The organism is Knoellia locipacati (assembly GCF_044791685.1).
GTDB lineage: Bacteria > Actinomycetota > Actinomycetes > Actinomycetales > Dermatophilaceae > Knoellia > Knoellia locipacati_A.
Genome location: NZ_CP087730.1, coordinates 3,858,861 through 3,882,290, shown reverse-complemented (window position 1 = coordinate 3,882,290; position 23,430 = coordinate 3,858,861). Strand labels below are relative to the sequence as shown.

The 23,430-nt window shown below is 70.4% G+C and carries 20 protein-coding genes; 10 read left to right on the top strand and 10 right to left on the bottom strand.

Annotated elements, in window-relative coordinates:
- The first annotated feature begins 43 nt into the window (after positions 1-43).
- Complete coding sequence (locus LL946_RS18200; protein WP_404383228.1) at positions 44-553, top strand: iron chaperone; 510 nt, start codon at positions 44-46, stop codon at positions 551-553.
- 31 nt (positions 554-584) lie between these two features.
- Here the strand turns inward: LL946_RS18200 and LL946_RS18195 are convergent, their stop codons facing one another.
- On the bottom strand, positions 585-932 hold the full coding sequence (locus tag LL946_RS18195; RefSeq protein ID WP_404383226.1) for a hypothetical protein: 348 nt from the start codon (positions 930-932) through the stop codon (positions 585-587).
- A gap of 222 nt (positions 933-1,154) precedes the next feature.
- Here LL946_RS18195 and LL946_RS18190 point away from each other — a divergent pair, with 222 nt between their 5' ends.
- From LL946_RS18190 to LL946_RS18180, 3 genes are all read left to right on the top strand, one after another.
- Entirely contained in the window at positions 1,155-1,931 is a 777-nt protein-coding gene (locus LL946_RS18190) for a class I SAM-dependent methyltransferase (protein WP_404383224.1), read from the top strand.
- An 8-nt stretch (positions 1,932-1,939) separates the two neighbouring features.
- Complete coding sequence (gene dinB, locus LL946_RS18185) at positions 1,940-3,193, top strand: DNA polymerase IV (protein WP_404383222.1); 1,254 nt, start codon at positions 1,940-1,942, stop codon at positions 3,191-3,193.
- 139 nt (positions 3,194-3,332) lie between these two features.
- Positions 3,333-3,704 (top strand): DUF3040 domain-containing protein, encoded by a 372-nt coding sequence (locus tag LL946_RS18180; RefSeq protein WP_404383220.1) that lies wholly within the window; start codon positions 3,333-3,335, stop codon positions 3,702-3,704.
- Between the two features lie 119 nt (positions 3,705-3,823).
- Here the strand turns inward: LL946_RS18180 and LL946_RS18175 are convergent, their stop codons facing one another.
- The gene (locus tag LL946_RS18175; protein WP_404383218.1) at positions 3,824-4,318 is read right to left on the bottom strand and encodes a DUF456 domain-containing protein; all 495 of its coding nucleotides are present in this window, start codon (positions 4,316-4,318) and stop codon (positions 3,824-3,826) included.
- A gap of 8 nt (positions 4,319-4,326) precedes the next feature.
- Positions 4,327-4,545, bottom strand: coding sequence for a hypothetical protein (locus tag LL946_RS18170; RefSeq protein ID WP_404383216.1), 219 nt, complete (start codon positions 4,543-4,545; stop codon positions 4,327-4,329).
- A 278-nt stretch (positions 4,546-4,823) separates the two neighbouring features.
- Here LL946_RS18170 and LL946_RS18165 point away from each other — a divergent pair, with 278 nt between their 5' ends.
- Together LL946_RS18165 and LL946_RS18160 are read left to right on the top strand one after the other, a co-directional pair.
- Positions 4,824-6,971 (top strand): type IIA DNA topoisomerase subunit B, encoded by a 2,148-nt coding sequence (locus tag LL946_RS18165; RefSeq protein ID WP_404383214.1) that lies wholly within the window; start codon positions 4,824-4,826, stop codon positions 6,969-6,971.
- Positions 6,972-7,096: 125 nt separating this feature from the next.
- Complete coding sequence (locus LL946_RS18160; protein ID WP_404383212.1) at positions 7,097-8,572, top strand: APC family permease; 1,476 nt, start codon at positions 7,097-7,099, stop codon at positions 8,570-8,572.
- Positions 8,573-8,665: 93 nt separating this feature from the next.
- Here the strand turns inward: LL946_RS18160 and LL946_RS18155 are convergent, their stop codons facing one another.
- From LL946_RS18155 to LL946_RS18130, 6 genes are all read right to left on the bottom strand, one after another.
- A complete protein-coding gene (locus LL946_RS18155) occupies positions 8,666-9,706 on the bottom strand; it encodes a LacI family DNA-binding transcriptional regulator (protein WP_404383210.1) in 1,041 nt (346 codons plus the stop codon).
- Between the two features lie 5 nt (positions 9,707-9,711).
- Complete coding sequence (locus tag LL946_RS18150; RefSeq protein ID WP_404383208.1) at positions 9,712-10,668, bottom strand: carbohydrate ABC transporter permease; 957 nt, start codon at positions 10,666-10,668, stop codon at positions 9,712-9,714.
- Between the two features lie 3 nt (positions 10,669-10,671).
- A complete protein-coding gene (locus LL946_RS18145) occupies positions 10,672-11,688 on the bottom strand; it encodes a carbohydrate ABC transporter permease (protein ID WP_404383206.1) in 1,017 nt (338 codons plus the stop codon).
- Positions 11,689-11,783: 95 nt separating this feature from the next.
- The gene (locus LL946_RS18140) at positions 11,784-13,160 is read right to left on the bottom strand and encodes an ABC transporter substrate-binding protein (protein WP_404383204.1); all 1,377 of its coding nucleotides are present in this window, start codon (positions 13,158-13,160) and stop codon (positions 11,784-11,786) included.
- 214 nt (positions 13,161-13,374) lie between these two features.
- Positions 13,375-15,813, bottom strand: coding sequence for a DNA topoisomerase (ATP-hydrolyzing) subunit A (locus LL946_RS18135; RefSeq protein ID WP_404386943.1), 2,439 nt, complete (start codon positions 15,811-15,813; stop codon positions 13,375-13,377).
- A gap of 69 nt (positions 15,814-15,882) precedes the next feature.
- A complete protein-coding gene (locus LL946_RS18130; RefSeq protein WP_404383202.1) occupies positions 15,883-16,524 on the bottom strand; it encodes a nitroreductase family protein in 642 nt (213 codons plus the stop codon).
- A gap of 31 nt (positions 16,525-16,555) precedes the next feature.
- Between LL946_RS18130 and LL946_RS18125 the strand changes: the two genes are divergently transcribed.
- From LL946_RS18125 to LL946_RS18110, 4 genes are read left to right on the top strand one after another with little or no spacing between them, the layout of a single operon-like run.
- On the top strand, positions 16,556-19,219 hold the full coding sequence (locus LL946_RS18125; RefSeq protein ID WP_404383200.1) for a GNAT family N-acetyltransferase: 2,664 nt from the start codon (positions 16,556-16,558) through the stop codon (positions 19,217-19,219).
- A 38-nt stretch (positions 19,220-19,257) separates the two neighbouring features.
- Positions 19,258-19,881 carry a DUF5998 family protein gene (locus tag LL946_RS18120; protein WP_404383198.1) on the top strand — a complete coding sequence of 208 codons (624 nt, stop codon included), beginning with the start codon at positions 19,258-19,260 and terminating at the stop codon, positions 19,879-19,881.
- Positions 19,878-21,074, top strand: a complete 1,197-nt coding sequence (locus LL946_RS18115) for an alkaline phosphatase family protein (RefSeq protein WP_404383196.1) — start codon at positions 19,878-19,880, stop codon at positions 21,072-21,074. Before LL946_RS18120 ends, LL946_RS18115 begins: the two co-directional genes overlap by 4 nt.
- An 11-nt stretch (positions 21,075-21,085) precedes the next feature.
- The gene (locus LL946_RS18110) at positions 21,086-21,763 is read left to right on the top strand and encodes a thymidine kinase (RefSeq protein ID WP_404383194.1); all 678 of its coding nucleotides are present in this window, start codon (positions 21,086-21,088) and stop codon (positions 21,761-21,763) included.
- 405 nt (positions 21,764-22,168) lie between these two features.
- Here the strand turns inward: LL946_RS18110 and sepH are convergent, their stop codons facing one another.
- A complete protein-coding gene (gene sepH, locus LL946_RS18105; RefSeq protein ID WP_404383192.1) occupies positions 22,169-23,329 on the bottom strand; it encodes a septation protein SepH in 1,161 nt (386 codons plus the stop codon).
- Between the last annotated feature and the right edge of the window lie 101 nt (positions 23,330-23,430).

Genomic DNA, 23,430 nt, shown 5'->3' with positions numbered 1-23,430 from the left:
AATCGAGAAGCACCCCCTCGGTCCACCGTCCTACCGTGAGGTCATGACCACGAAGACCACAGCCACGAAGAGCACTGCGAAGAAGACCACCACCAAGGCGGCCGCCAGGACCGCCACCACGAAGGTGTCCACCGACGGGTTCAGTGCCGACGAGCGGGCGGCGATGAAGGAGCGGGCCAAGGAGCTGCGCGCCGAGGCCAAGGGTGCCAAGGACCGCGCCAAGGGTGAGGCCGACCTCCTGTCCAAGATCGAGGAGATGCCCGACGCCGACCGGGCGCTGGCCGAGACGATCCACGCCATCGTCACCAAGCACGCGCCGGAGCTCTTGCCCAGGACCTGGTACGGCATGCCGGCCTACGCCGACGCCAACGGCAAGGCGGTCTGCTTCTTCAAGGCGGCCTCGAAGTTCGGCTCCCGCTACGCCGAGCTCGGGTTCAACGAGGAGGCGCGCCTCGACGACGGCAGCATGTGGCCGACCGCCTACGCGATCACCCGGCTCACGTCCGCCGACGAGAAGCACATCGCGACACTCGTCAAGAAGGCGGTCGGCTGACGCGCGCCCGCCCTCGCGCCCGCTCGCGAGCTCAAGGGGTGGCGACGGGCCGCCCGACCAGCATGGACTCGAGCTGCTCGGGCGGGAACGTCGCCGCCGTCTCCGGGTCGGCCTGAGCACCGAGGAACGTCGAGTGTGCGACGGTGCACACCGTCGAGCGCCGCGCCCTGGCCGCCGCGATCGTCGCGATCTCGAAGCGGCGCCGGTCCATCCCTCCGCGGATGGTGTGGTTGAGGGCTCCCCAGGCCTGCGCGACGTCGGGTCGGTGGGAGAAGGCCCCTGCGTAGTCCGGCAGGAAGCCCCACATGGCCTGCTGGGACTCGTACCAGGTGCGGAGCTCATCGTCGGCCGCGTCCGTCTCGAGTCGTGTGATGAACATGCGTCGAGTCTTCCGGCATCGGAAGGCCTTGTCTGCCCGACGGGAGTGACCGGACCTCGAGCAGTGGAGTCTCCCAGGGCCCGGACACAGGGACACCGACGTGACGGACCACGGGGCTGCCGACTCCTGTCGTGCCGGACAACTAGGCTGGCGGGACGCGTCGGACCTGGTCCGAGCGATGCCCCGGCCGCCTCGCGGCCACGACGACGAAGAGGTGGATCCGTGACCGAGGACGCGACGACCGTGCGCCGCACCGGCGTCTCGACGGCGCCCCGGACCGCCGCGATGTGGGCGGCCGTCGACGGCGTCGTGCGCGAGCGCAGTGCCGAGCTCGGCCGTCCCCTCCGGGTCATCGACCTGGGGGGTGGCACCGGTGGGCTCGCCGTCCCCCTCGCCGTCGCCGGGCACGACGTCACCGTCGTCGACCCCAGCCCCGATGCCTTGGCGTCCCTGCGCCGTCGCGCCGCCGAGGCCCAGGCGTCCTCGCGAGTCAGTGCGGTGCAGGGCGATGCCGAGACCCTCGCGTCGCTCGTCGGGCGCGACCGGCCCGACCTCGTCCTGTGCCACGGCACCCTCGAGTACGTCGACGACCCGGAGGCGACCCTGCGCCTCATCGCGGGCGTCCTCGCCCCAGGCGGCATCCTCAGTCTCGTCGTGCCCCAGCGCTCGGCGGCCGTCATCGCCCGCGCCCTCGCCGGGCAGTTCGCCCAGGCACGAGCCGCGCTCGACCGCCCCGACGGCCGGTGGGGCGACGCCGACCCGGTGCCGCGTCGCTTCGACCGCTCGGCGGTCCTCGCCCTCGTCGAGGCCGCCGGCCTGACGCCGACCGAGGCACACGGCATACGGATCTTCAGCGACCTCGTGCCGTCCGCTCTCGTCGACTCCGACGCCGACCGCACCGCCCTGCTCGACCTCGAGCGCGCGGTCGTGTCACACCCCGAGTTCGCCGTGCTCGCCGACCTCGGCACGTCCCTGCACGTCATCGCCACCCGTACCTGAGAGCGGCCGTGAGCCGTCGCCAGTTCAGCCTCCCCGAGCGCTCGTCGAGCCAGCCGCCCGACGACACCGGGTGCACGATCCTGCACGTCGACATGGACGCGTTCTACGCCTCCGCCACGCTGCTCTCGCACCCCGAGCTCGTCGGCACGCCGGTCATCATCGGCGGCGGGAACCGCGGGGTCGTCCTCTCGGCGACCTACGAGGCCCGCCGCTTCGGGGTCGCATCGGCGATGCCGATGACCCGGGCGCGCCGGCTCTGCCCGCAGGCGACGGTCCTCGCCCCCGACCACCGCCTGTATGCCGCGATCTCGGCAGCCGTGATGGAGACCTTCCGCGCGGTGACGCCCGACATCGAGCCGCTGTCGCTCGACGAGGCCTTCCTCGACGTGTCGGGTGCCCTGCGCCGGCTCGGCTCACCCGCCACGATCGGCGCCCGGATCCGCGACACCGTCCACGACGAGCAGGGGATCACGTGCTCGGTCGGCGTCGCATCGACGAAGTTCGTCGCCAAGATCGCGTCCGGGCTCGCCAAGCCCGACGGGATGGTCGTCGTCCCGCGAGACGAGGTGATCCCGTTCGTCCAGCAGCTCCCGGTCGGCGCGCTGTGGGGAGTGGGGGAGAAGACCGAGGAGCAGCTGCTGCGGCTCGGCCTGAGGACGGTCGCCGACATCGCGCACACGCCGCTGCCGACCCTGGTGCGTGGACTGGGCGAGGCGACCGGCAACCACCTCCACCAGCTCGCGTGGGGCCGCGACCCGCGGTCGGTGCAGCGTGAGCACCGCGAGAAGAGCATCGGCGCCGACGAGACGTTCGAGTACGACATCGACGACCCGCGCGAGATCCACCGCCACCTGCTGCGGCTCAGCGACCGCGTGGCGGCGCGGCTCAGGGCGGCGAGGATGACCGGGCGGACCGTGTCGATCAAGGTGCGGTTCTCGGACTTCACGACGATCACCCGGGCCCGGACCCTGCGAGAGCCGACGGACACGAGCCGCGAGATCTACGAGACGGCGACCTCGCTGTTCGACGCCCTCGGCCTGCAGCGGGCGCGCATCAGGCTCGTGGGGGTGCGTCTCGAGAAGCTCGTCGGGGTCGAGTCGGCCCCGATCCAGGGGATGCTCGGCGAGGCCGACCACGGCTGGCGCGACGCCGATCGGGCCGTCGATCGGGCCAGTGCGCGCTTCGGAGCGGGCTCCGTGCGTCCCGCCAGCCTGATCGACCGGGGCCGATCTACCGCCCGGGACGATCGCGACCTATCCTGAGAGAACCAGCACAGACGCTGGCGAAGCAACGAAACCGCAGCGCCAAGCGTTGTCGTTGGTGGAAGATCATCAATGAGGGCGCAACAGACGCGCCGCACACCTGGAGGACGCCGTGCCGCTTTCGGAGCACGAGCAGAGGATGCTCGAGCAGTTGGAGCAGGCCCTCGCTGCCGAGGACCCCAAGTTCGCCTCCAGCATGGAGGGATCGCGACGGGGTGGTCCCACGCGTCTCAGGTGGATCGTCGGTGTCGTCGGTGTGCTGCTCGGCCTCGGGCTGGTCCTCGTGGGGATCAACACCACGATGTGGGTCGGTGCGGCCGGCTTCGCGGTGATGGTGGCGGCAGCGGCCTTCGCCCTCACGCCCCCACGCCGGGGCGGCAAGCTCGCGGTCGTGCGGGGCGACGGGACGACCGGCCCGGCGAGCTCGGGCCGCAAGCAGAAGAGCGGCTCCGGCTTCATGGACAAGCTCGACGACCGCTGGGACCGGCGCGGCCGAGACGGCTGGAGCTGACCCACCCCGCCAGCCCTCCACAGGGCGGGTGACCGAGTCTCACTCGGCGCGTGGGCGCCGCGAACCCGGGTGAGTTCTTGGTCGGGTGACCCGACCAGGGCTCGATGAGCGAGGGCTCGTCAGGTGGCGACGACGCCGATCACCCAGGTGGTCGCGATGAGCAGGCCGGCGCACAGCTCGATGCCCATGCTCATCGCGATCGCCTTGAGTGCGTGCTTGGTGCGGGTCCACGCCTGGGCCCGGTCGCGGCTGCGCCCGTGCTCGACGAGGTAGATCCCGAGGACGAACCCGGCGAAGAAGCCGACCACCGGGATGACGAACATCCCGACGATGCCGAGCAGCACGGCGAGGAGCAGGGTGGAGGTCTTGACCCCCTGCTGCCGCAGCCGCCGGCCGGGGACGAGGAACTGGATCGCGACGCCAGCGACGTAGATGGCCAGGCAGAGGAAGAAGATGGTCCACGCCGTGGACCCGCCGGTCTCGTAGGCCCAGAGGAGCACGCCGAGCACGGCGAGGAGCAGGCCGGGGATGACCGGAACGACGATGCCGGCGATCCCCACGAGAATGAGGATCGCCGGCACCCAGACGTCGGTGCCCTCCGGCAGGAGGTTCACGAACGAGGTCAGACGTCGATGTCCGCGGCGGTGGGCGGCTCCGTCAGTCGGTCGCTCTCGTCCACGATGTCCGCGTGGTCACGCAGCTTCGGGAGGTGCTCGCGGCCGTGGTGGGCGCAGAAGAGCAGCTCACCGCCGACGTGGAGCGTGGCGCGAACATAGGCCTGGGCACCACAGCGGTCGCAGCGGTCCGCGGCGGTCAGGTTGGGTGCCAGTGCGGTCGTCACATCGGCCTCCTCGGCTGATCTCGTCAGTGGGCCCACGCGGTTGCGTGGGCGTCAAGCGTTGCAACAGTCAAACACGCCGGACTCTTCCCGAGTGGGACGTGCCCGTGATGTGACCGTACTGATGCCGACATCGTGATCATTCCCCACGCCCCCGACAGCGCGCCTCGTCGGGGTCGTCGGAGGGCGGAGCTAGCCTGAGGCGGACACCCGAGGCGAGCGGCCGGCATACGGTCCCTGCTCCCTGCCCGGCACCGACGGCACGACCTCGATAGGAACGCATGAGCCCCGCCTCCACCGCCAAGAAGGCCGCGACGACCAAGTCGACGTCCGACTACAGCGCGCACCACCTGCAGGTCCTCGAGGGGCTCGAGGCGGTCCGCAAGCGCCCCGGCATGTACATCGGGTCCACCGACAGCCGCGGCCTCATGCACTGCCTCTGGGAGATCATCGACAACGCGGTCGACGAGGCACTCGGTGGGCACGGCGACCGCATCGACGTCGTCCTGCACCAGGACGGGTCGGTCGAGGTCCGGGACACCGCTCGCGGCATCCCGGTCGACATCGAGCCGCGCACCGGGCTCACGGGTGTCGAGGTGGTCTTCACCAAGCTGCACGCCGGAGGCAAGTTCGGTGGCGGCTCCTACACCGCCTCCGGTGGTCTGCACGGCGTCGGCGCGTCCGTCGTCAACGCGCTCTCCGCCCGGCTCGACGTCGAGGTCGACCGCGGGGGCAAGACCTACGCCATGAGCTTCCGCCGTGGCGAGCCCGGCTACTTCCCCGACGTCGCGAGCGCCGACAAGAGCCCCGACCACGAGTTCACGCCCTACGAGCGCACGAGCGAGCTCGCCGTCATCGGCAAGGCCAAGCGGGGGGTCACGGGCACGCGGATCCGCTACTGGGCCGACCCGCAGATCTTCCTCAAGGACGCCGAGTTCGACTACGACGGCCTCGTGGCCCGGGCCCGGCAGACCTCCTTCCTCGTCCCCGGGCTCACCCTCGTCATCCGTGACGAGCGCGGCCTGCCGGGCACGGCGGGGGAGCACGGCCCGCACGAGGAGGTGTTCGTCCACGACGGCGGCATCAGCGAGTTCGCCGAGTTCCTCGCACCCGACCCGTCCGTCACCGACGTGTGGCGCCTCCAGGGCAGCGGCCACTTCACCGAGACCGTCCCGGTGCTCGACTCCAAGGGCCACATGAGCCCGCAGGACGTCGAGCGCGAGTGCGAGGTCGACATCGCGGTCCGGTGGGGCACCGGCTACGACGCCAAGGTGAGCTCCTTCGTCAACATCATCGCCACGCCCAAGGGCGGTACCCATCTCGCCGGCTTCGAGCAGGCCCTGCTCAAGGTGTTCCGCAAGCAGCTCGAGGTCAACTCGCGCCGCCTCAAGGTGGGCAGCGACAAGGTCGAGAAGGACGACATCCTCGCCGGGCTGACGGCCGTCGTCACGGTGCGCCTCGCCGAGCCGCAGTTCGAGGGCCAGACCAAGGAGGTCCTCGGCACCAACGCCGTGCGTGCCATCGTCGCCAAGGTCGTCGAGAAGGAGCTCACGGGCACCCTGACCTCGACCAAGCGGGGCGAGAAGCAGCAGGCCGCCATGCTCCTCGAGAAGGTCACCGCCGAGATGAAGTCGCGGATCAGCGCGCGGCTGCACAAGGAGACCCAGCGAAAGAAGAACGCGCTCGAGACCTCCTCGCTCCCGGCCAAGCTCGCCGACTGCCGCAGCAACGACATCGAGCGCACCGAGCTGTTCATCGTCGAGGGTGATAGCGCCCTGGGCACCGCCAAGCTCGCCCGCGACTCCGACGTGCAGGCCCTGCTGCCCATCCGCGGCAAGATCCTCAACGTCCAGAAGGCCTCGCTCACCGACATGCTCGGCAACGCCGAGTGCGCCGCGATCATCCAGGTCATCGGCGCCGGGTCCGGCCGCACGTTCGACGTCGACGCGGCCCGCTACGGCAAGGTCATCATCATGACCGACGCCGACGTCGACGGCGCCCACATCCGCACCCTGCTGCTCACCCTGTTCTTCCGCTACATGCGACCCCTCGTGGAGGCCGGCAAGGTCTACGCCGCGGTGCCTCCGCTGCACCGCATCGAGGTCTCCGGAGCCGGTGCCCGCAAGGGTGAGCTGATCTACACCTACTCCGAGGGTGAGATGCGCAAGACGGTCGCCTCGCTCACCAAGCGCGGACGCTCCATCAAGCAGCCCATGCAGCGCTACAAGGGCCTGGGTGAGATGGACGCCGACCAGCTCGCCGAGACGACGATGGACCCGCACCACCGCACCCTGCGCAAGGTGACAATGGCCGACGCCGAGCAGGCCGAGCGGATCTTCGAGCTGCTCATGGGCAACGAGGTCGCTCCCCGCCGGGACTTCATCGTGCGCGGGTCGGCCCAGCTGGACCGCGAGCGGATCGACGCCTGACGGTGTGGACGTCGGGGACGTGAGTTCACGGCACGCCGCGCGTACGCGTTGCTCCAAGACGTGATGTGGGACACAGTAAGCCGATAGGCGTCGGGACACCGAGGCCCGGACCAGGAGGCGTGCACATGAGTGGGACCACCGACGACCGGGGAGGCGTGGGCGTCAGCGACGCACCCCACAACCGAGAGCCCGAGCTGCACCGCGTCATGGGGGCCAAGCTCCTCCTGCTCTTCATCGTCGGAGACATCCTGGGCACCGGGGTCTACGCCCTCACGGGGACGGTCGCCGGCGAGGTCGGCGGAGCCGCGTGGGCACCCTTCCTCGTCGCCTTCGTCATCGCGACGATCACGGCCTTCTCGTACCTCGAGCTCGTGACGAAGTACCCCCAGGCAGCGGGTGCGGCGCTCTACACCCACAAGGCGTTCGGCATCCACTTCGTCACCTTCCTGGTCGCCTTCGCCGTCATGTGCTCGGGCATCACCTCGGCGTCGACGGCCTCCAACGCGTTCGCCGGCTTCCTCCGGGACGGGATCGGTGCGGACTGGGTGTCGGGCGACGCCCCGCTGCTCCTCATTGCCCTCGGGTTCATGGCCCTCGTCGCGGCGATCAACTTCCGCGGAGTCGGTGAGAGCGTCAAGGCCAACGTCGTCCTGACGATGGTGGAGCTCTCCGGTCTGCTGCTCATCATCTTCATCGGCCTGTATGCCGTCACCCAGGGCAAGGCGGACTTCTCGCGGACGGTGGTCTTCGACTCCCCGAGCGACAAGAGCACGTTCTTCGCGATCACCGCGGCCACCTCGCTGGCCTTCTTCGCGATGGTCGGCTTCGAGGACTCGGTCAACATGGCCGAGGAGACCAAGGACCCGGTGCGCGACTTCCCCCGAATGATGCTCACCGGGCTGGGCATCACCGGGCTCATCTACGTCCTGGTGTCGATCACCGCGGTCGCCCTGGTGCCCGTGGGTGAGCTGGCCAATCCCGACAACGAGTCCGCACTCACCCAAGTGGTCGCGACCGGGGCACCGAACTTCCCGTTCGACAAGCTCTTCCCGTTCATCGGCATGTTCGCCGTCGCGAACTCGGCGCTCATCAACATGCTCATGGCCAGCCGACTGCTCTACGGCATGGCCAAGCAGGAGGTCCTGCCGCCGTTCCTCGGCAAGGTGCACCCCTCCCGTCGCACCCCGTGGGCTGCCATCCTCTTCACCACGGCCATTGCCTTCGGGCTGATCTACTTCGTGGCGACCCGCTCGGACTCGGACATCATCGCCGCCCTGGGCGGCACCACGGCGCTGCTGCTCCTCGGGGTGTTCACGATCGTCAACATCTGTGTGCTCGTGCTCCGCAAGGACCCGATCGACCGGCCCCACTTCGTCGCCCCGACCGTGCTGCCAGTCCTGGGTGCGCTCGCCTGTGCGTTCATGGTCGGACCGTGGACCGGGCGAGACACGATCCAGTACCGGATCGCCGGCTGGCTCCTCGCCATCGGCGTGGTGCTGTGGGCGCTCACCTGGATCGTCAACCGGTTCTTCTTCGCGAAGAAGACCTACCTGCGCGACCCCGAGGAGATCGACGACCCGGACCACGTGCACCACGGCTGATCGGGCCCCTGCAGGCCGCGGGCACTCCCACGGGGCGCGACGCGGCCGAGCGACACCCGACAGTCCACGAGCGCCTCGCGCCGTCCGCCGCGCTCAGCGGGTGGGCGGCGCGGTGCTGTGCCGGACGACGAGCTCGGTGGGGACGACGACCTCGGTCGCCGTCCCGCCGGGGGTGTCGACCCCGAGGGCGCGGAGCAGGATCTCGGCGGCCTGACGACCCTGGGCGACGACGTCCTGTCGCACCGTGGTGAGCCCGAGGACGTTGCTCAGCGCGTGGTCGTCGATCCCGATGACCGAGAGGTCCTCGGGGATGCGCAGGCCCTGGGCGCGGGCGGCGGCCATGACACCGATCGCCATCTCGTCCGAGGCAGCGGCGACGGCGGTCGGCCGGTCCGGCGAGGCGAGGAGGGTGCGGGTGTCGTGCGCGGCGCTGTCGGCGCTCCAGTCCGAGCCGAGGATCCACTGCTTGTGCTCGGCCAGCCCGTGGCTGCGCATGACGTCACGGAACGCGTCGAGGCGCGCCTGCGGGGTCTGGATGTGGGCGACGTTCGAGGGGACCGCGCCGACGTAGGCGATGCGCTCGTGCCCGAGCGAGACGAGGTGCTCGGTGGCGATCCGCATCGCCTGCGCGTCGTCGATCCGGACGTTGGGACGGTCGGCGACGGGGGTGCCGATCGCGACCAGGGGGAGGCCGAGGCGGTCGACGAGCTCGAGCTCCTCGTCGGTCATCGGCAGGTTGAGCGTGATGACGCCGTCGACCCGCTTCCAGAGCATGTTCTGCGAGAGCGGCAGGCGCCGGTCGTACGACTCGTCCTCGAGGTCGAACAGGAGGACGTGGTGGCCGTGCCGGCGCAGCGTCTTCTCGATCGCGCTCACGACCGTGGCGAAGAACCACCGGGTGAGGAAGGGCGCGACCACACCGACGACCTGCGTGCGGCCGGAGGCGAGGGACGTGGCCGTCGGGCTCGCGACGTAGTCAAGCTCGGTCGCGACCTTGAAGACCCGCTCGCGCGTCCTCGGGCTCACGCGGTCGAGCCCCCGGAGTGCGCGGGAGACCGTGGCCACAGAGACCCCAGCCTCCCGCGCGACATCCGTGATCGTGCTCATCCGCCGTCGGCGGTCGGGAGCAGACATGTCTGTCAGCCCTTCAGACCACCTGCGAGCAAGCCGCGGACGAAGAACCGCTGCAGCGCGAGGAACACCACGACGGGGACGATCATCGAGATGAACGCACCTGCCGACAGGAGGTACCAGGCACTGCCACGCGTACCGGCGAGCTCGGCGACGCGGACGGTGATCGGGGCGACCTCGGGCGTGCCACCGAGGAAGATCAACGAGACGAGCAGGTCGTTCCAGACCCAGAGGAACTGGAAGATGCCGAACGCCGCGATCGCCGGGGTGAGCAGGGGAAGGAGGATCTTGAAGAAGATCGTCACGTGCCCCGCGCCGTCGACCCGAGCCGCCTCCATGAGCTCGCCCGGGAGCTCGCGCATGAAGTTGTGGATGAGGAAGGTCGCCAGCGGTAGGGCGAAGATCGTGTGCGATATCCACACGCTCCAGTAGGAGGCGCCGAACCCGAGCTTGTTCGTGTAGATGTCGAGCAGGGGGATGAGCGCGATCTGCAGCGGGACGATCTGCAGGGCGAAGACCGCCACGAAGAGCGCGTCGCGCCCCGGGAACGGCATCCACGCGAACGCGTAGGCGGCGAGCGAGGCCAGGAAGATCGGCAGCATGACGGCCGGCACCGTGATGACGATCGTGTTGATGAAGTACTGCGTGAAGCTGGCCGAGCTGCCGGGCTCGAGGGCCTGACGGTAGTTCTCGAGCGTGAAGGCGTCCGGGTTGGCGAACGCGTTCCACCACCCGTTGCGGTTGATGTCCCGCTGGGTCCTGAACGAGGTGACGAGCAGGCCGAGGGTCGGCGTCGTCCACAGGACGGCGATGACCACGGCGACGAGGCTGGCCCAGCGCGAGGTGAGCGCGCTGGCGGCGTCGCCGCTGGCGGACTTCTTCGCCTTCTTGGCCTTCGTGGCGGGGGCAACGACCTCGTCGGGGGAGACCGACTCGGGCGTGGCCGCCGGTTGCAGGGTGCTCACGACTCAGGCCTCCTTGCGCATCTGGACGATGTTGTAGCCGACGATCGGGATGACGAGGACGAAGAGCAGCACCGCGAGCGCAGCACCCAGTCCGGGGGCGTCGTAGCGGAAGCTCTGGTTGTAGAACTCGTTGGCGACCACAGAGGTCTCGAACTGCCCGGCCGTCATCGTGCGGACGATGTCGAAGACCTTGAGCGTGCCGATGCCGATGGTCGTGAGGACGACGATGAGGGCGGCCCGGATGCTCGGCAGCGTGATGTGCCGGAACATCTTGAACCCATACACGCCGTCCAGTCGGGCGGCCTCGATGATGTCGTCCGGGATGGCCTTGATCGCTGCCGAGAGGATGGTCATGGCGAAGCCGGCCTGGATCCACACCATGACGATGATGAGCATGATGGTGTTGACGGGCGCATCGAGGAGGAACTGGCGACTGTCGAGGCCGACCATCGTGAGGATCTGGTTGAGCAGGCCGATCTGCGGACGCGCGGTCGGCTTGTACTGGTAGACGAACTTCCAGATGATGCCGGCGCCGACCATCGAGATGGCCATCGGCAGGAAGATCAGCGCCTTGGCGAAGGCCTCACCGCGGGCGCGGTCGATGAGGATGGCGTACAGCAGGCCGATCGCGGACGCGAGGAACGGCACGAGGATGACCCAGAGTGCCGTGTTGCGCAGGACGATGAGCAGCTCGGGCTGGGTGAACATCGCCGAGTAGTTGTCGAACGAGAAGCTGCCCTCCCCGGACTTCCCGCGCACGGACTGGATGATCGTGAGGATCGCGGGGTACATGAGGCCGACTGCGAGCAGCAGCACGGCAGGGGCGGCGAACAACGCGCCCTGTGCTCGCTCGCCCTTGCGGCCTTTGAAGAGCGAGGCGAGGAACAGGACGAGCCCGAACACGGCGGCGAAGAACGCGATCGCGAAGAACATGAGCAGGAACTTGCCCAGGGTGCTCTCGGCGCGCAGCAACGGCTCGGGGATTGCGGACGGCGCGGCGCTCAGCAGGCTCGCGACCATGACTCGACCTCCGGGGGGTGAGGGTGCAGGAAGAAGGAAGCCGGGGTGGGGTGGAACCCACCCCACCCCGGCGTGTGACCGATCAGCCGATCAGGTCAGGACTTCGGCCAGGAGTTCTCGATGTAGTCGAGAGTCGCCTTGTCGTCCTGCCCGGTGATCCAGTTGGTCATGCCCTTCCAGAACGTGCCCGAGCCGACAGCGCCGGGCATGAGGTCGGAGCCGTCGAACCGGAAGGTCGCGCTCTTGTCCGTGAGGGTCTTCGCGGACAGGTTGTCGATCGGGTTCTTGAGCAGCTCCGGGTCGACGTTGATGTTGGCCGTGAGGCAGCCGCCGGTGCCACAGGTCTTGGCCCGCTCCGTCGCCCACTCGGTCGAGGCGAGGTAGGTCTGGAACGCCTTGACCTCGGGGGCGTCGCGGAAGGCAGCAGTCACCTCACCGGCGCCGAGCACCGGCTTGCTGGACTCGTCCTTGGCCGGGAGGTAGAAGGCCCAGACGTCGCCGTCCTCGGCGACGTTGGTGCCCTCGGGGAAGTTCGCGGCGTAGAACGAGGCCTGGCGGTGGAGGTAGCAGCCGCCGTTGTCGAGGATCTGCAGTCCCGCGTCCTGGAACGACGTCGACGCGATCGTCTTGACGTCACCGTGCTGCCCGTTGACGTACTTCGGGTTCTTGAGGATCTTGCCGACCTCGGCGAGGGCCGTCGCGACCGCGGGGTCGTTGAACGGGATCTCGTGGGCGACCCACTTGTCGTAGACCTCCGGACCCGCCGTGCGGAGCATGACGTCCTCGACCCAGTCGGTGGCCGGCCAGCCGGTGGCGTCGCCCGACTCGATGCCTGCACACCAGGGCTTGGCGTCAGGGTCGTCGTTCGCGATCTTCTCGGTGAGGGCGAGCAGGGCATCCCACGTCTTGGGGACCTCGTAGCCCTTCTCCTCGAAGGCGGTCGGCGAGTACCAGACATAGGACTTGACGTTGGCACCCAGGGGAGCGGCGTAGAACTTGCCGTCGACGGTGCCGTAGGTCTTCCAGTCGGGCATGTTCTTGTCGACGTTGGCCTCGGCCTCCGGCGGCGCGGGAATGACCTTGCCGGTCGCCACGAGAGTCTTGAGCAGACCGGGCTGCGGGAGGTAGGCGATGTCGGGGGCGTTGCCACCCTTGACGCGCACGGAGATCTGGGCCTCCATCTCGCGGGAGCCTTCGTACTTGATCGTGACGCCGGTGCACTCCTCGAACGGCTTGTAGGACGCGATGTGCGGGCCGTCCTCGGGGGCGACGATCGTCGTGTAGACCGACACCTCCTTGCCCTTGAGGTCGCCGAACTTCTCGTACACCGAGCAGTCGATCTTGGTGTCCGAGGCGGCGTCCGCGTCGGTGTCGCCGCCGTCGTCGGACCCGCCGCACGCAGCCAGTCCGAGAGAGACCGCCGCGAGGGTCGCGAAGACCTTCGCTGAACGGCGATGAGATTTGAGGGCCATTGCCCGCCTCCATCTGTTGCAGGGGACGCGCCGTGGCCGTTCGGTGGACCTCGACGCTGAGGGTGATCCGTCTCGCAGTGTAAAAGCGGTTACATCGCGCCGTCTGCATTTCTCCGAGATTGTCCGGTCACGATCACGTAACGCGAAAGTGACGCGGGGCCAACGGCATACGCGCGTATGCCGGCCCACGCAGAGCGTGGGACCCGCGCTCACCTCACGCCGGAGGGGCGCCGATCCCGGTGATCACCGAGCTGCCCTGGATGCCGGAGTCGTCGCGTCTGCCGACGGCCTCGGGGAGCTCGACCGCGACGCCACCGGCGCCGCTCGCCCGTGCCGGTGTGGCACCGACCCAGGCGAGCACGAGGGTGTCCTCGCCCTTGAGGAAGCGGTGAGCCCGGACGCCACCGGTGCCGCGGCCCTTGGCGGGGTACTCGGCGTAGGGCGTCACCTTGATCGCGCCCGGCTGTGTACCCGGCAGGGCGTCGGCCGACCCGGAGGCGGTGACGACGACCGCCTCGCGACCGGGGTCCACGACGCCGAAGAAGGCGACCTGCTGCCGGGGGGTGAGGCGGATGCCCGCCATGCCGCCGGCGGTGCGGCCCTGGGGACGGACCGCGCTGGCCGTGAAGCGGAGCAGCTGGGCGTCGGAGGTGACGAACACGAGGTCCTCGTCGCCGCTGACGACCTGCCCCGCACCGACGACGCTGTCGCCGTCCCGGAGCGAGATGACCTCCCAGTCGTGGGTCTTGGGCTGGTCGGGGGTGACCCGCTTGACGACGCCCTGGGCCGTGCCGAGGGCGAGCCCGGGGCCGTCGGGGTCGAGCGAGACGATCGTCACCGGCTCCTCGCCGCGCGGCAGGTCGACGTAGGCGGCCAGCGGCGCGCCCCCGGACAGCGACGGCGCGCCTCCGAGAGGCGGCAGGGTCGGCAGCTCGAGGGCGCTGATCCGGATCATCCTGCCGCGGCTCGTCACCAGCCCGACCTCACCACGGGCGGTGGTGGTCACGGCGGCGACGACCGCGTCGTGCTTGGCGCGCGGCCCCTCGGCCGGGATGGGTTCGGCGTTGGAGGTGCGGGCGAGCAGGCCGGTCGTGGACAGCAGCACGTGGCACGGGTCGTCGCTCACCTCGAGCGGGGTCGCGGTGCTCACCGGGTTGCCGGCCGACTCGAGCAGGACCGTGCGCCGTGGGGTGCCGTGCTTCTTCGCGACCTCGGCGAGCTCGCTCGACACGGTGCGGTGCAGGAGCTTCTCGTCGCCGAGGATCGCCTCGAGCTCCTCGATCTGCTTCTGGAGCTCGTCACGGCGCTGCTCGAGCTCGAGCCGCGAGAACTTCGTCAGCCGGCGCAGCTGGAGGTCGAGGATGTGGTTGGCCTGCGTCTCGCTGAGGTCGAAGACGTCCATGAGCCGGGCCCGGGCGGTCGCCGTGTCCTCGCTGCCGCGGATGAGCTGGATGACCTCGTCGATGTCGAGGATCGCGATGAGGAGGCCCTCGACGAGGTGCAGCTGGTCCTGGGCCTTGCGCAGGCGGTGGGCCGTGCGCCGCCGGACGACGTCGATGCGGAACTCGACGTAGTGCCGCAGCAGGTCCTTGAGCCCGAGCGTCTGCGGCTGGCCGTCGACGAGCGCCACGCTGTTGATGCCGAAGGAGTCCTCCATCGGCGTGAGCTTGTAGAGCTGCTCGAGGACCGCCTCGGGGTTGAAGCCGTTCTTGACCTCGATGACGAGCCGGAGCCCGTGCTTGCGGTCGGTGAGGTCCTTGACGTCGCTGATGCCCTGGAGCTTCTTGCCCTGGACGAGGGTCTTCATCCGCTCGATGACCTTCTCGGGGCCGACGAGGTAGGGGAGCTCGGTGACGACGATGCCGGACCTGCGCGGCGTGATCTTCTCGATACGGGCAGTCGCACGCGTCCGGAAGGAGCCCTTGCCGGTGAGGTAGGCGTCGCGGATGCCGTCGAGCCCCACGATCCGGCCGCCCAGGGGCAGGTCGGGTCCGGGGACGAACTTCATGAGGTCGTCGAGGCTGCAGTCGGGGTGCGCGATGAGGTGGCGGGCGGCGCCGACGACCTCGACGAGGTTGTGCGGGGGCATGTTGGTGGCGAAGCCGACCGCGATGCCGCTCACGCCGTTGACGAGCAGGTTGGGGTACGCAGCGGGCAGCACGCCGGGCTGGAGCAGCTGGTCGTCGTAGTTGGGGACGAAGTCGACCGTGTCCTCGTCGAGGCTCGCCGTCATGGTCAGGGCCGCCGGCGCGAGCCGGGCCTCGGTGTAGCGCGAGGCCGCCGGTCCGTCGTCGAGCGAGCCGAAGTTGCCGTGGCCGTCGACGAGGGGGAGCCTCATCGTGAACGGCTGCGCCATGCGCACGAGGGCGTCGTAGATGGCGGTGTCACCGTGCGGGTGGTACTTGCCCATGACGTCGCCGACGACGCGCGAGGACTTCACGTGTCCGCGGTCGGGGCGCAGGCCCATCTCGCTCATCGAGTAGAGGATCCGGCGCTGGACCGGCTTGAGCCCGTCACGGACGTCGGGGAGCGCCCGAGAGTGGATGACCGACACGGAGTACTCGAGGAACGCGTTCTGCATCTCGAGGCCGACATCGATGTCGACGATGTGCTCGGCGATGTCCTCGGGCAGGGGGTTGGTGCGCTTGGCCATGGGGCGGTGCTGGTCCTCAGTGACGTCGGTGCCTCGCGAGGGGGCCGCGAGCGATCGCTCCATCTTCACTCACGGCTCCGACGGCCCCGTCCCCGACGCGCCGAACCGTCCGAGGTGCAGCACGTCACGCAGCGGTCGTCGGCCGCGGTCCAGCGACGGGCTGCGCACCCGCTCGGCCTCGTGACCCAGCGCGACGACGCCGACGATGCGGCGGTCGCGAGGCACGGCATACGCCGCCTTGACCGCGTCGTGCCGTGGCCCCGAGACGCCGAAGAAGAGCGCCCCGAGCCCCGCGTCCACGGCCCCGAGGAGCACGAGCATCGCGGCCATCGCGGTGTCGGTGTCCCAGTACGGGATGGGCCAGCGGTCCGGTGAGCGGTCCGTCCAGCCCTTGTCCGGCTCGGCATAGCGGTCGAGGTATGCCGTGGGGTCGGCGAGCATGAGCAGCAGGACCGGCGCTGCGGAGACGCCGCGCAGCCATGGAGAGAGCCGATCGGGGTCCGTCGCGGTTTCCTCGCGGCTCACCTCCCAGAAGCGGTCCCGGTCAGCCTGCTCGACGAGCGCGAGGACGTCCCACCCCTGGGTGTGCCCGGCGCTCGGCGCCTTCTGGGCGAGCCGGACGAGACTCGTGACCGTCTCGAGCGACACACCTCGCTGGGGGTCGAAACGTCGCACCATCCGGCGTCGCGACACCGCGTCGATGAGATCCATGCCTCACATGGTCTCGTGACACGATTGCGGCATGACCCAGGACGTCGAGCTCCCGCCGGGCTACCCGGTCCAGTGGGAGGCCGACGTCGTGCTGCGCGACGGCAGCGTCGCCCACCTCAGGCCGATCCGGCCCACGGACGAGGCCGCGATCCACGAGTTCCACTCGCGCCAGTCGGAGGAGTCGATCTACCTCCGGTTCTTCGCACCCCTCAAGCGGCTGTCCGACAAGGACGTCCACCGGTTCACGCACGTCGACTACGAGGACCGGGTCGCCCTCGTCCTCACCCTGCGCGAGGACATCATCGGCATCGGCCGCTACGACCGGATCGAGCCCGGCTCGGCCGAGGTCGCGTTCAACGTCAGCGACCACTACCAGGGGCGGGGCGTGGGCTCGGTCCTGCTCGAGCACCTCGCCGCCATCGCGCAGGAGTTCGGGATCACCCGCTTCACCGCCGAGGTGCTGCCGCAGAACCGCAAGATGCTCACGGTCTTCTCGGAGGCCGGCTACGAGGTCACCCGCAAGGTCGAGGACGGCGTGGTCGCCCTCCACTTCGACATCGAGCCGACCGACCGCTCCAAGGCCGTGGCGATGTCGCGCGAGCACCGCGCCGAGGCGATCAGCGTGAGCCGGATCCTGCGGCCCAAGGTGGTGGCCGTCATCGGGGCCGGGCGCTCGGAGAAGTCGATGGGACACCACTTCCTCAAGAACCTTCTCGACGCGGGTTTCACGGGCGAGGTCCACCCCGTCAACCGCAAGGCGAAGGCGATCCTGGGACGGACGGCATACGACACGATCGGCGACGTGCCGGGACCGGTGGACCTCGCGGTCGTCGCGGTCCCCGCGGAGAAGGTCCTCAGGGTCGTCGACGACTGCGCAGCCGCGGGGGTCGGGTCGCTGCTCGTCGTCAGCGCCGGCTTCGGTGAGGGCGGGGGAGAGGGAGACGAGCTGCAGGCCGAGCTCGTGCGCCGGGTGCGCGGATCGGGCATGCGCATCGTCGGACCCAACTCGTTCGGGCTCATCAACACCGACAAGGACTACTCGCTCAACGCGTCGCTGTCGCCGACGATGCCCCCGCACGGGCACCTCGGCCTCTTCGCGCAGTCCGGCGCGCTCGGGATCGCGGTGCTGGCGTCGGCGGCCCGCCGCAACCTCGGGATCTCGGTCTTCGCATCGGCCGGCAACCGCGTCGACGTGTCCGGCAACGACCTCATGCAGTACTGGATCGACGACGACGAGACCCACGCCGTCGGCCTCTACCTCGAGTCGATGGGCAACCCGCGCAAGTTCTCGCGGATCGCCCGCAACCTCGGCATCATCAAGCCGGTCATCGTCGTCCAGTCCGGTGTCTCGTCCTACGGCGTGCCGCCCGGGCACCGCGTCCGCTCGACCAAGGTGCGACCCGCGGTCTTCTCGGCGATGCTGCGCCAGGCCGGGACGATCCGCGTGTCCAACGTGCACCAGATGTTCGACGTCGCCCAGCTGCTCGTGCACCAGCCGCTGCCGTCGGGACGGCGGGTGGCCATCGTCGGCAACTCGGCAGCACTCGGCGCGCTGTCGGCGGGCGCCGTCGCCGGGCGAGGCCTCACCGTCACCCACGGCCCCGTCAACCTGCCCTCCGAGGCGACGGCGGAGCAGTTCCGCGACGCCCTGGCGCTCGCGTTCGACGACCCGGACGTCGACGCGGTGCTCACCTGCTTCATCCCGCCGATCGTGGCCCACGACGAGGACGTCACCGAGGCCGTCCGGATGGCCGCTCGCGTGTCCGAGAAGACCTGCGTGGCCACCTTCCTGGGCATGCGCGGCGTCGACTCGTCGACCTCGATGGACGAGGGTGGCACCGGTCAGGCCATCCCGATCTACGCGATGCCCGAGGACGCGGCCTACGCCCTCGCCAAGGCGACCAAGTACGCCGAGTGGCGCAACAAGGACCACGGGCTCCCGGTGGCGCCGGCGGGCATCAACCGTCGCGTCGCCGAGGACGTCGTCCAGACGGTCCTGTCGGTCAGCCCCGAGGGGCGCCGCCTGGACCCGGACGAGACCGCGGCCCTGCTCGCGGCCTACGGGATCGAGGTGTGGCCGTCCCGCCGGGTGGCCACGGTCGACGAGGCGGTCGCGGCAGCGGACGAGATCGGCTACCCCGTGGTCGTGAAGTCGACCGCACCGATGCTCCGGCACCAGGGCGGTGTGACCGGGGTGCGCGTCGACCTCGGGAACGAGCACGCCGTGCGTGAGGCGTGGGCGTCGCTGCACGAGCGCCTGTCACCGCTGGCCGCCGGGCAGCTCGAGGTCCAGCGGATGGCAACCCCGGGTGTCGCCTGCGTCGTCACCGCCGACGAGGACGCGCTCTTCGGCCCGGTCGTCAGCTTCGGTGTCTCCGGCCTGCCCACCGAGCTGCTCGACGACATCGCCCACCGCATCCCGCCGCTCACCGACGTCGCCGTGTCGGAGCTCATCTCGTCGGTCAAGGCCGCGCCAGTTCTGCACGGCCACCGCGGCTCGACGCCGGTGCACCGCGCGGCCCTCGCCGACCTCATCGCCCGCGTGTCGGTGATCAGCGACGACATGCCCGAGGTCGTCTCGCTCCGGCTCAATCCGGTCAACGCCCACCCCGGCGGCGTGCAGGTGCTGGGTGCCGAGCTCACCGTCGCGCCCGTCGCGCGCCGGGCGGACCCGGGGCGGCGCTCGCTCACCTGAGCCGATCGCGGGAGGCCGGTTGCCCGGCGTGCGGCAGAATGGGCGACATGAAGCGCTCGTTCGACGTCCCGACTCTGCCGGTGGACCTCACCGATGCCATCGAGCGGGCCGGCTACTACCCCGCGCTCGTCGTCGACGTCGTCTCGGCGGCCCTGGCCGGCGAGGACGTGCGCTCCCACCTCGTGCACCTCGAGACCACGTTCGACCGCGATGTCATCCGGCGCCACGTCACGGTCCTCGTCCTCACCGGTTCGCGCCTCGTCATCGCCCACGCCGACGACCACGCCGACGAGGCCTCGGGCGGCGCCGACGCGCCTGCGGGTGCCGCTGAGGGAGAGGTCGCGACCGCGACGACCGAGAGCATCCCGTTGTCCGCCGTCCGCGGCGTCATGCTCACGCACGTCGTCGCCGACCCCCAGAACTACGTGCCCGGCTCGCTGGGCCGAGAACTGACCCTGACCCTCGGCTGGGGGGCCGTGAGCCGCGTCGACCTGCTCCCGGCCACGTGCGGTGAGCCGGGTTGCGACGCCGACCACGGCTACGACGGCACCATCTCGAGCGACGACATCGCCCTGCGCGTCTCGGCCACCGCCGACGGTGACCAGGCACTGCGGCAGGCCATCGCGTTCGCGCACGCCCTCTCGGCGTCGCTCGGCGAGTGACGCCCGGCGTGCCGGGGTCCCGTCCGGCGGGCGCGGAGGCTCCCGCGCTGGCACCGGCCCCGGCCTACGGCGAGGGCGGTCTCGGTGACGTGTTGCCGTCCGTCGTCTCGGCGCTCGGCGTCAGGGTCCCGGGGGAGTCCTCGGAGGACGTCGCTCGTTGGGTTCTGCCTGCGGCGCGCAGCGCGGTGGTCGTCCTCGTCGACGGCCTCGGCTACGACCTGCTGCGCCGCCGCGGCGGCCACGCCCCGTGGCTGCGCTCGCACTTCGGGCAGGGCCGGCGCATCGCGTCGGGCTTCCCCTCGACGACCCCGGTGTCGATGGGGTCGTTCGGGACGGGGCTGGCACCGGGCTCGCACGGGCTCGTCGGCTTCGAGGTGCTCGTCCCGGGCGAGGACCGGCTGCTCAACGAGCTCTCCTGGGAGGACGGCCCGGTGCCCGAGCGGTGGCAGCCGCGCGCGACGTGGTTCGAGAAGGCCGCCGCCGCCGGTGTCGACGTCGCCCGGGTCGGGCCCGGGTTCTTCGACGGGTCCGGTCTCACCCGAGCCGCGCTGAGGGGAGGGCGGTTCGTGTCCGCCCAGTCGCTCGACGCCCGGGTCGACGCCACGCTCACGCACGCGCGCTCGCGCCAGCGGACGCTCACCTACCTCTACTGGGGCGAGCTCGACAAGGTCGGCCACGTCCACGGGTGCGAGTCCTGGCAGTGGGGTGACGAGCTCGAGACGATCGACCGGGCACTCGCCCGGCTCGCCGACGGCCTGCCCGCGGACTGCTCGCTCACCATCACGGCCGACCACGGCATGGTCGACGTGCCGATGGCCAACCGCATCGACCTCGCCCACGACGCCGAGCTCGCAGCCGGTGTGCGGCACTCCGGGGGTGAGCCACGGGCTCCTCAGCTCTACTGCGAGCCCGGCGCCGTCGACGACGTCCTCACGACGTGGCGAGCACGGGTGGGCGGGTTCGCGTGGGTGCTCTCCCGCGAGGAGGCCGTCGCGGAAGGGCTCTTCGGTGCAGTTCACGATGAGCACCTGGCCCGCATCGGTGACGTCGTCGTCGCGATGCGTGAGGCCCACGCGGTCGTCGACTCGCGGCACCACCGTCCGGAGCTGCTGGCTCTCATCGGGCTGCACGGGTCGCTCACGGACGACGAGGTCCCCGTGCCGATGTTCCACGTCGCGGCGCGGTCGTCATAGGGTGTCGCCTCGTGGCTGAGCTCGTGTTCTTCTCCGGGACGATGGACTGCGGCAAGTCGACCCTTGCCCTCCAGATGGACCACAACCAGAGGGCGCGGGCCCGGGTCGGGCTCATCTTCACCAAGCTCGACCGCATGGGTGACTCGGTGCTCTCCTCGCGTCTCGGCCTGTCGACGCACGCCCACGAGGTGGGCGACGACCTGGACTTCTGGGACGTGGTCGTCGAGCACCTCACCCACGGCCAGCGGGCGGACTACGTCATCTGTGACGAGGCGCAGTTCTACACCGCGGCCCAGATCGAGCAGCTCGCGCGGATCGTCGACGAGCTCGGCATCGACGTCAACTGCTTCGGCATCACTGCGGACTTCCGCACCGAGCTCTTCCCGGGGTCGAAGAGGCTGTTCGAGCTCGCCGACCGCGTGCAGGTGCTCCAGGTCGCCGCACTGTGCTGGTGCGGGGCACGAGCGACGCACAACGCGCGCATCATCGACGGGGTCATGGTCGTCGAGGGCGAGCAGGTCGTCGTCGGCGACACGGCGTCCGCGAGCGACACCCTCGTCGAGTACGAGGTGCTCTGCCGGCGGCACTACATGCGGCGGATGAACAGCCACGCCGCCCGGCTCGCCTCCGCGACCCCGGACGTCCTGCCGTTCGACCTCGACGTGTGCGCGGTGCCTCCGCGCGGGTGACTCTTCACCGTCCAGAGGCCGCGTCGTTCATGGTCGCGCTCAGTTCCGGGTCGCGCTGAGGTTCGGGTCGCGCTGAGATCCGGGTCGCGCTCAGGTCCTGGTTCGCCGCAGTCCCATCCGCGCTGCGGGCGCTGGGCGCCCTCCGCGCTCCCGCCAGGCCCAGCCAGCGGCGAACCAGGACCTGCTCGCTCCCGTGGGCGGACGGCATACGTGCGGGCCGGTGCGAAGGTGGAGAACCAAGACCTGCTCGCTCTACGTGAGCGGACGGCATACGGCGGCCCGGTGCGAAGGCGGCGAAACCAGGACGTGCTCGCTCCAGGCGGGGGGACGGCATACGGGCGGGTCGTGTGCGAAACCCGAGGTCGAGGTGAGGTGCGCTCGGCAGGTGCGGCAGGGGGGCTTCCCTCAGGCGCTGCTGCCGCCGCGTCCGCCGCCGAACATGATGTCGTCCCAGCTGGGGACGCTCTTGCGACCGGACTTGCGCCCGGAGCCCTTGCGCGCCGCGGGCACGTCGGGCTCGCGCTTGGCTGCCGGTGACTTGGCCCCGGCGGTCGTGATGCCCGGGGTGGGCTCGACGTCATCGTGGATGACGGCCTCGGCGTCGTCGTCGCGGTCGTCGGACGCCTCGTCGGCACGCTCGTCGAGATGGGCCGCCACCGGATGCTCACCGCGAGAGGCCGGGGGCTCCGACGCGTCGGCCGGGTCGAGGGCGAGCTCCTCCAGCGGCAGGGCGTCGTCGCGGGGCGCGTCGTCGCCGGGGGTGTGGGTGGGGGCGGGGCGGCCGCGGCCACGACCACGGCGTGAGCGGTGGGACTGCTCGCGCATCGCCGCCATGAGGTCGATCGGCTCGCGCGAGGACGAGCGGCGCGCAGGAGCCGGCTCCTCGACGCCACCCTCGGCCTCGACGTCGAAGACCGCGCTCGACGGGTTGGCCGTCGTCGCGACGTGCGGGGTGGGGATCGCGGAGTCGCCGCGGGACTCCTCGCTGAGCCAGCGGGCCTCGTCGTTGGTGGCGAGCAGCGACCGCAGTCGCGGGTCGAAGGTCCAGGCGCCCGAGCGCTCACGGCCACCGGCGGGGAACGTCGCGGTGACCGTCCAGCGACCGTCGTCGAGTCGGGCGGAGTCCCACTGGACGTGCTCGCCCGGGACCCCACGCTCCTTGAAGCGCTCGTCGGCCCGGGAGCCGAGCGTCTGCTCGGTGAGCGACCCGGCGCTCGGACCCGAGGTCACCTTCATCGTCCCGATGACGCAGGCCCGGGCCTGGTTCGCGATGTACTCGCGCTCGGCCAGAACGGGTCCCTCGAACCGCCGCACCTTCTCGATCGTCCACCCGGCCCGGTCGGCGACGTCCTCGGTCGACATCCCGGAGCGGATGAGGGACTGGACGTCGCGCGGACGCAGGCCGCCGTCGATCTCGATCTGCAGCTGACCGAGGCGGGGGCGGTCGCGGCGGGCCGCGGCGCGCATGGCCTCGTCAAGGGGCGCCTTGTAGCGCTGGCCCTCGACGTCGGAGAGGAGGACGTGCTCGCCGTCCTCGTGGACGCCGATGAGACGAAGGTCCTTCATCAGTGATCTCCCGGGCCGTGGTCAGGTCACCCTCGACTGTGCCACTTCGAGCGCGAGTCACAAAGCAGCCCACGCCGGTCGTGATGACGGTTCCGTGGCTC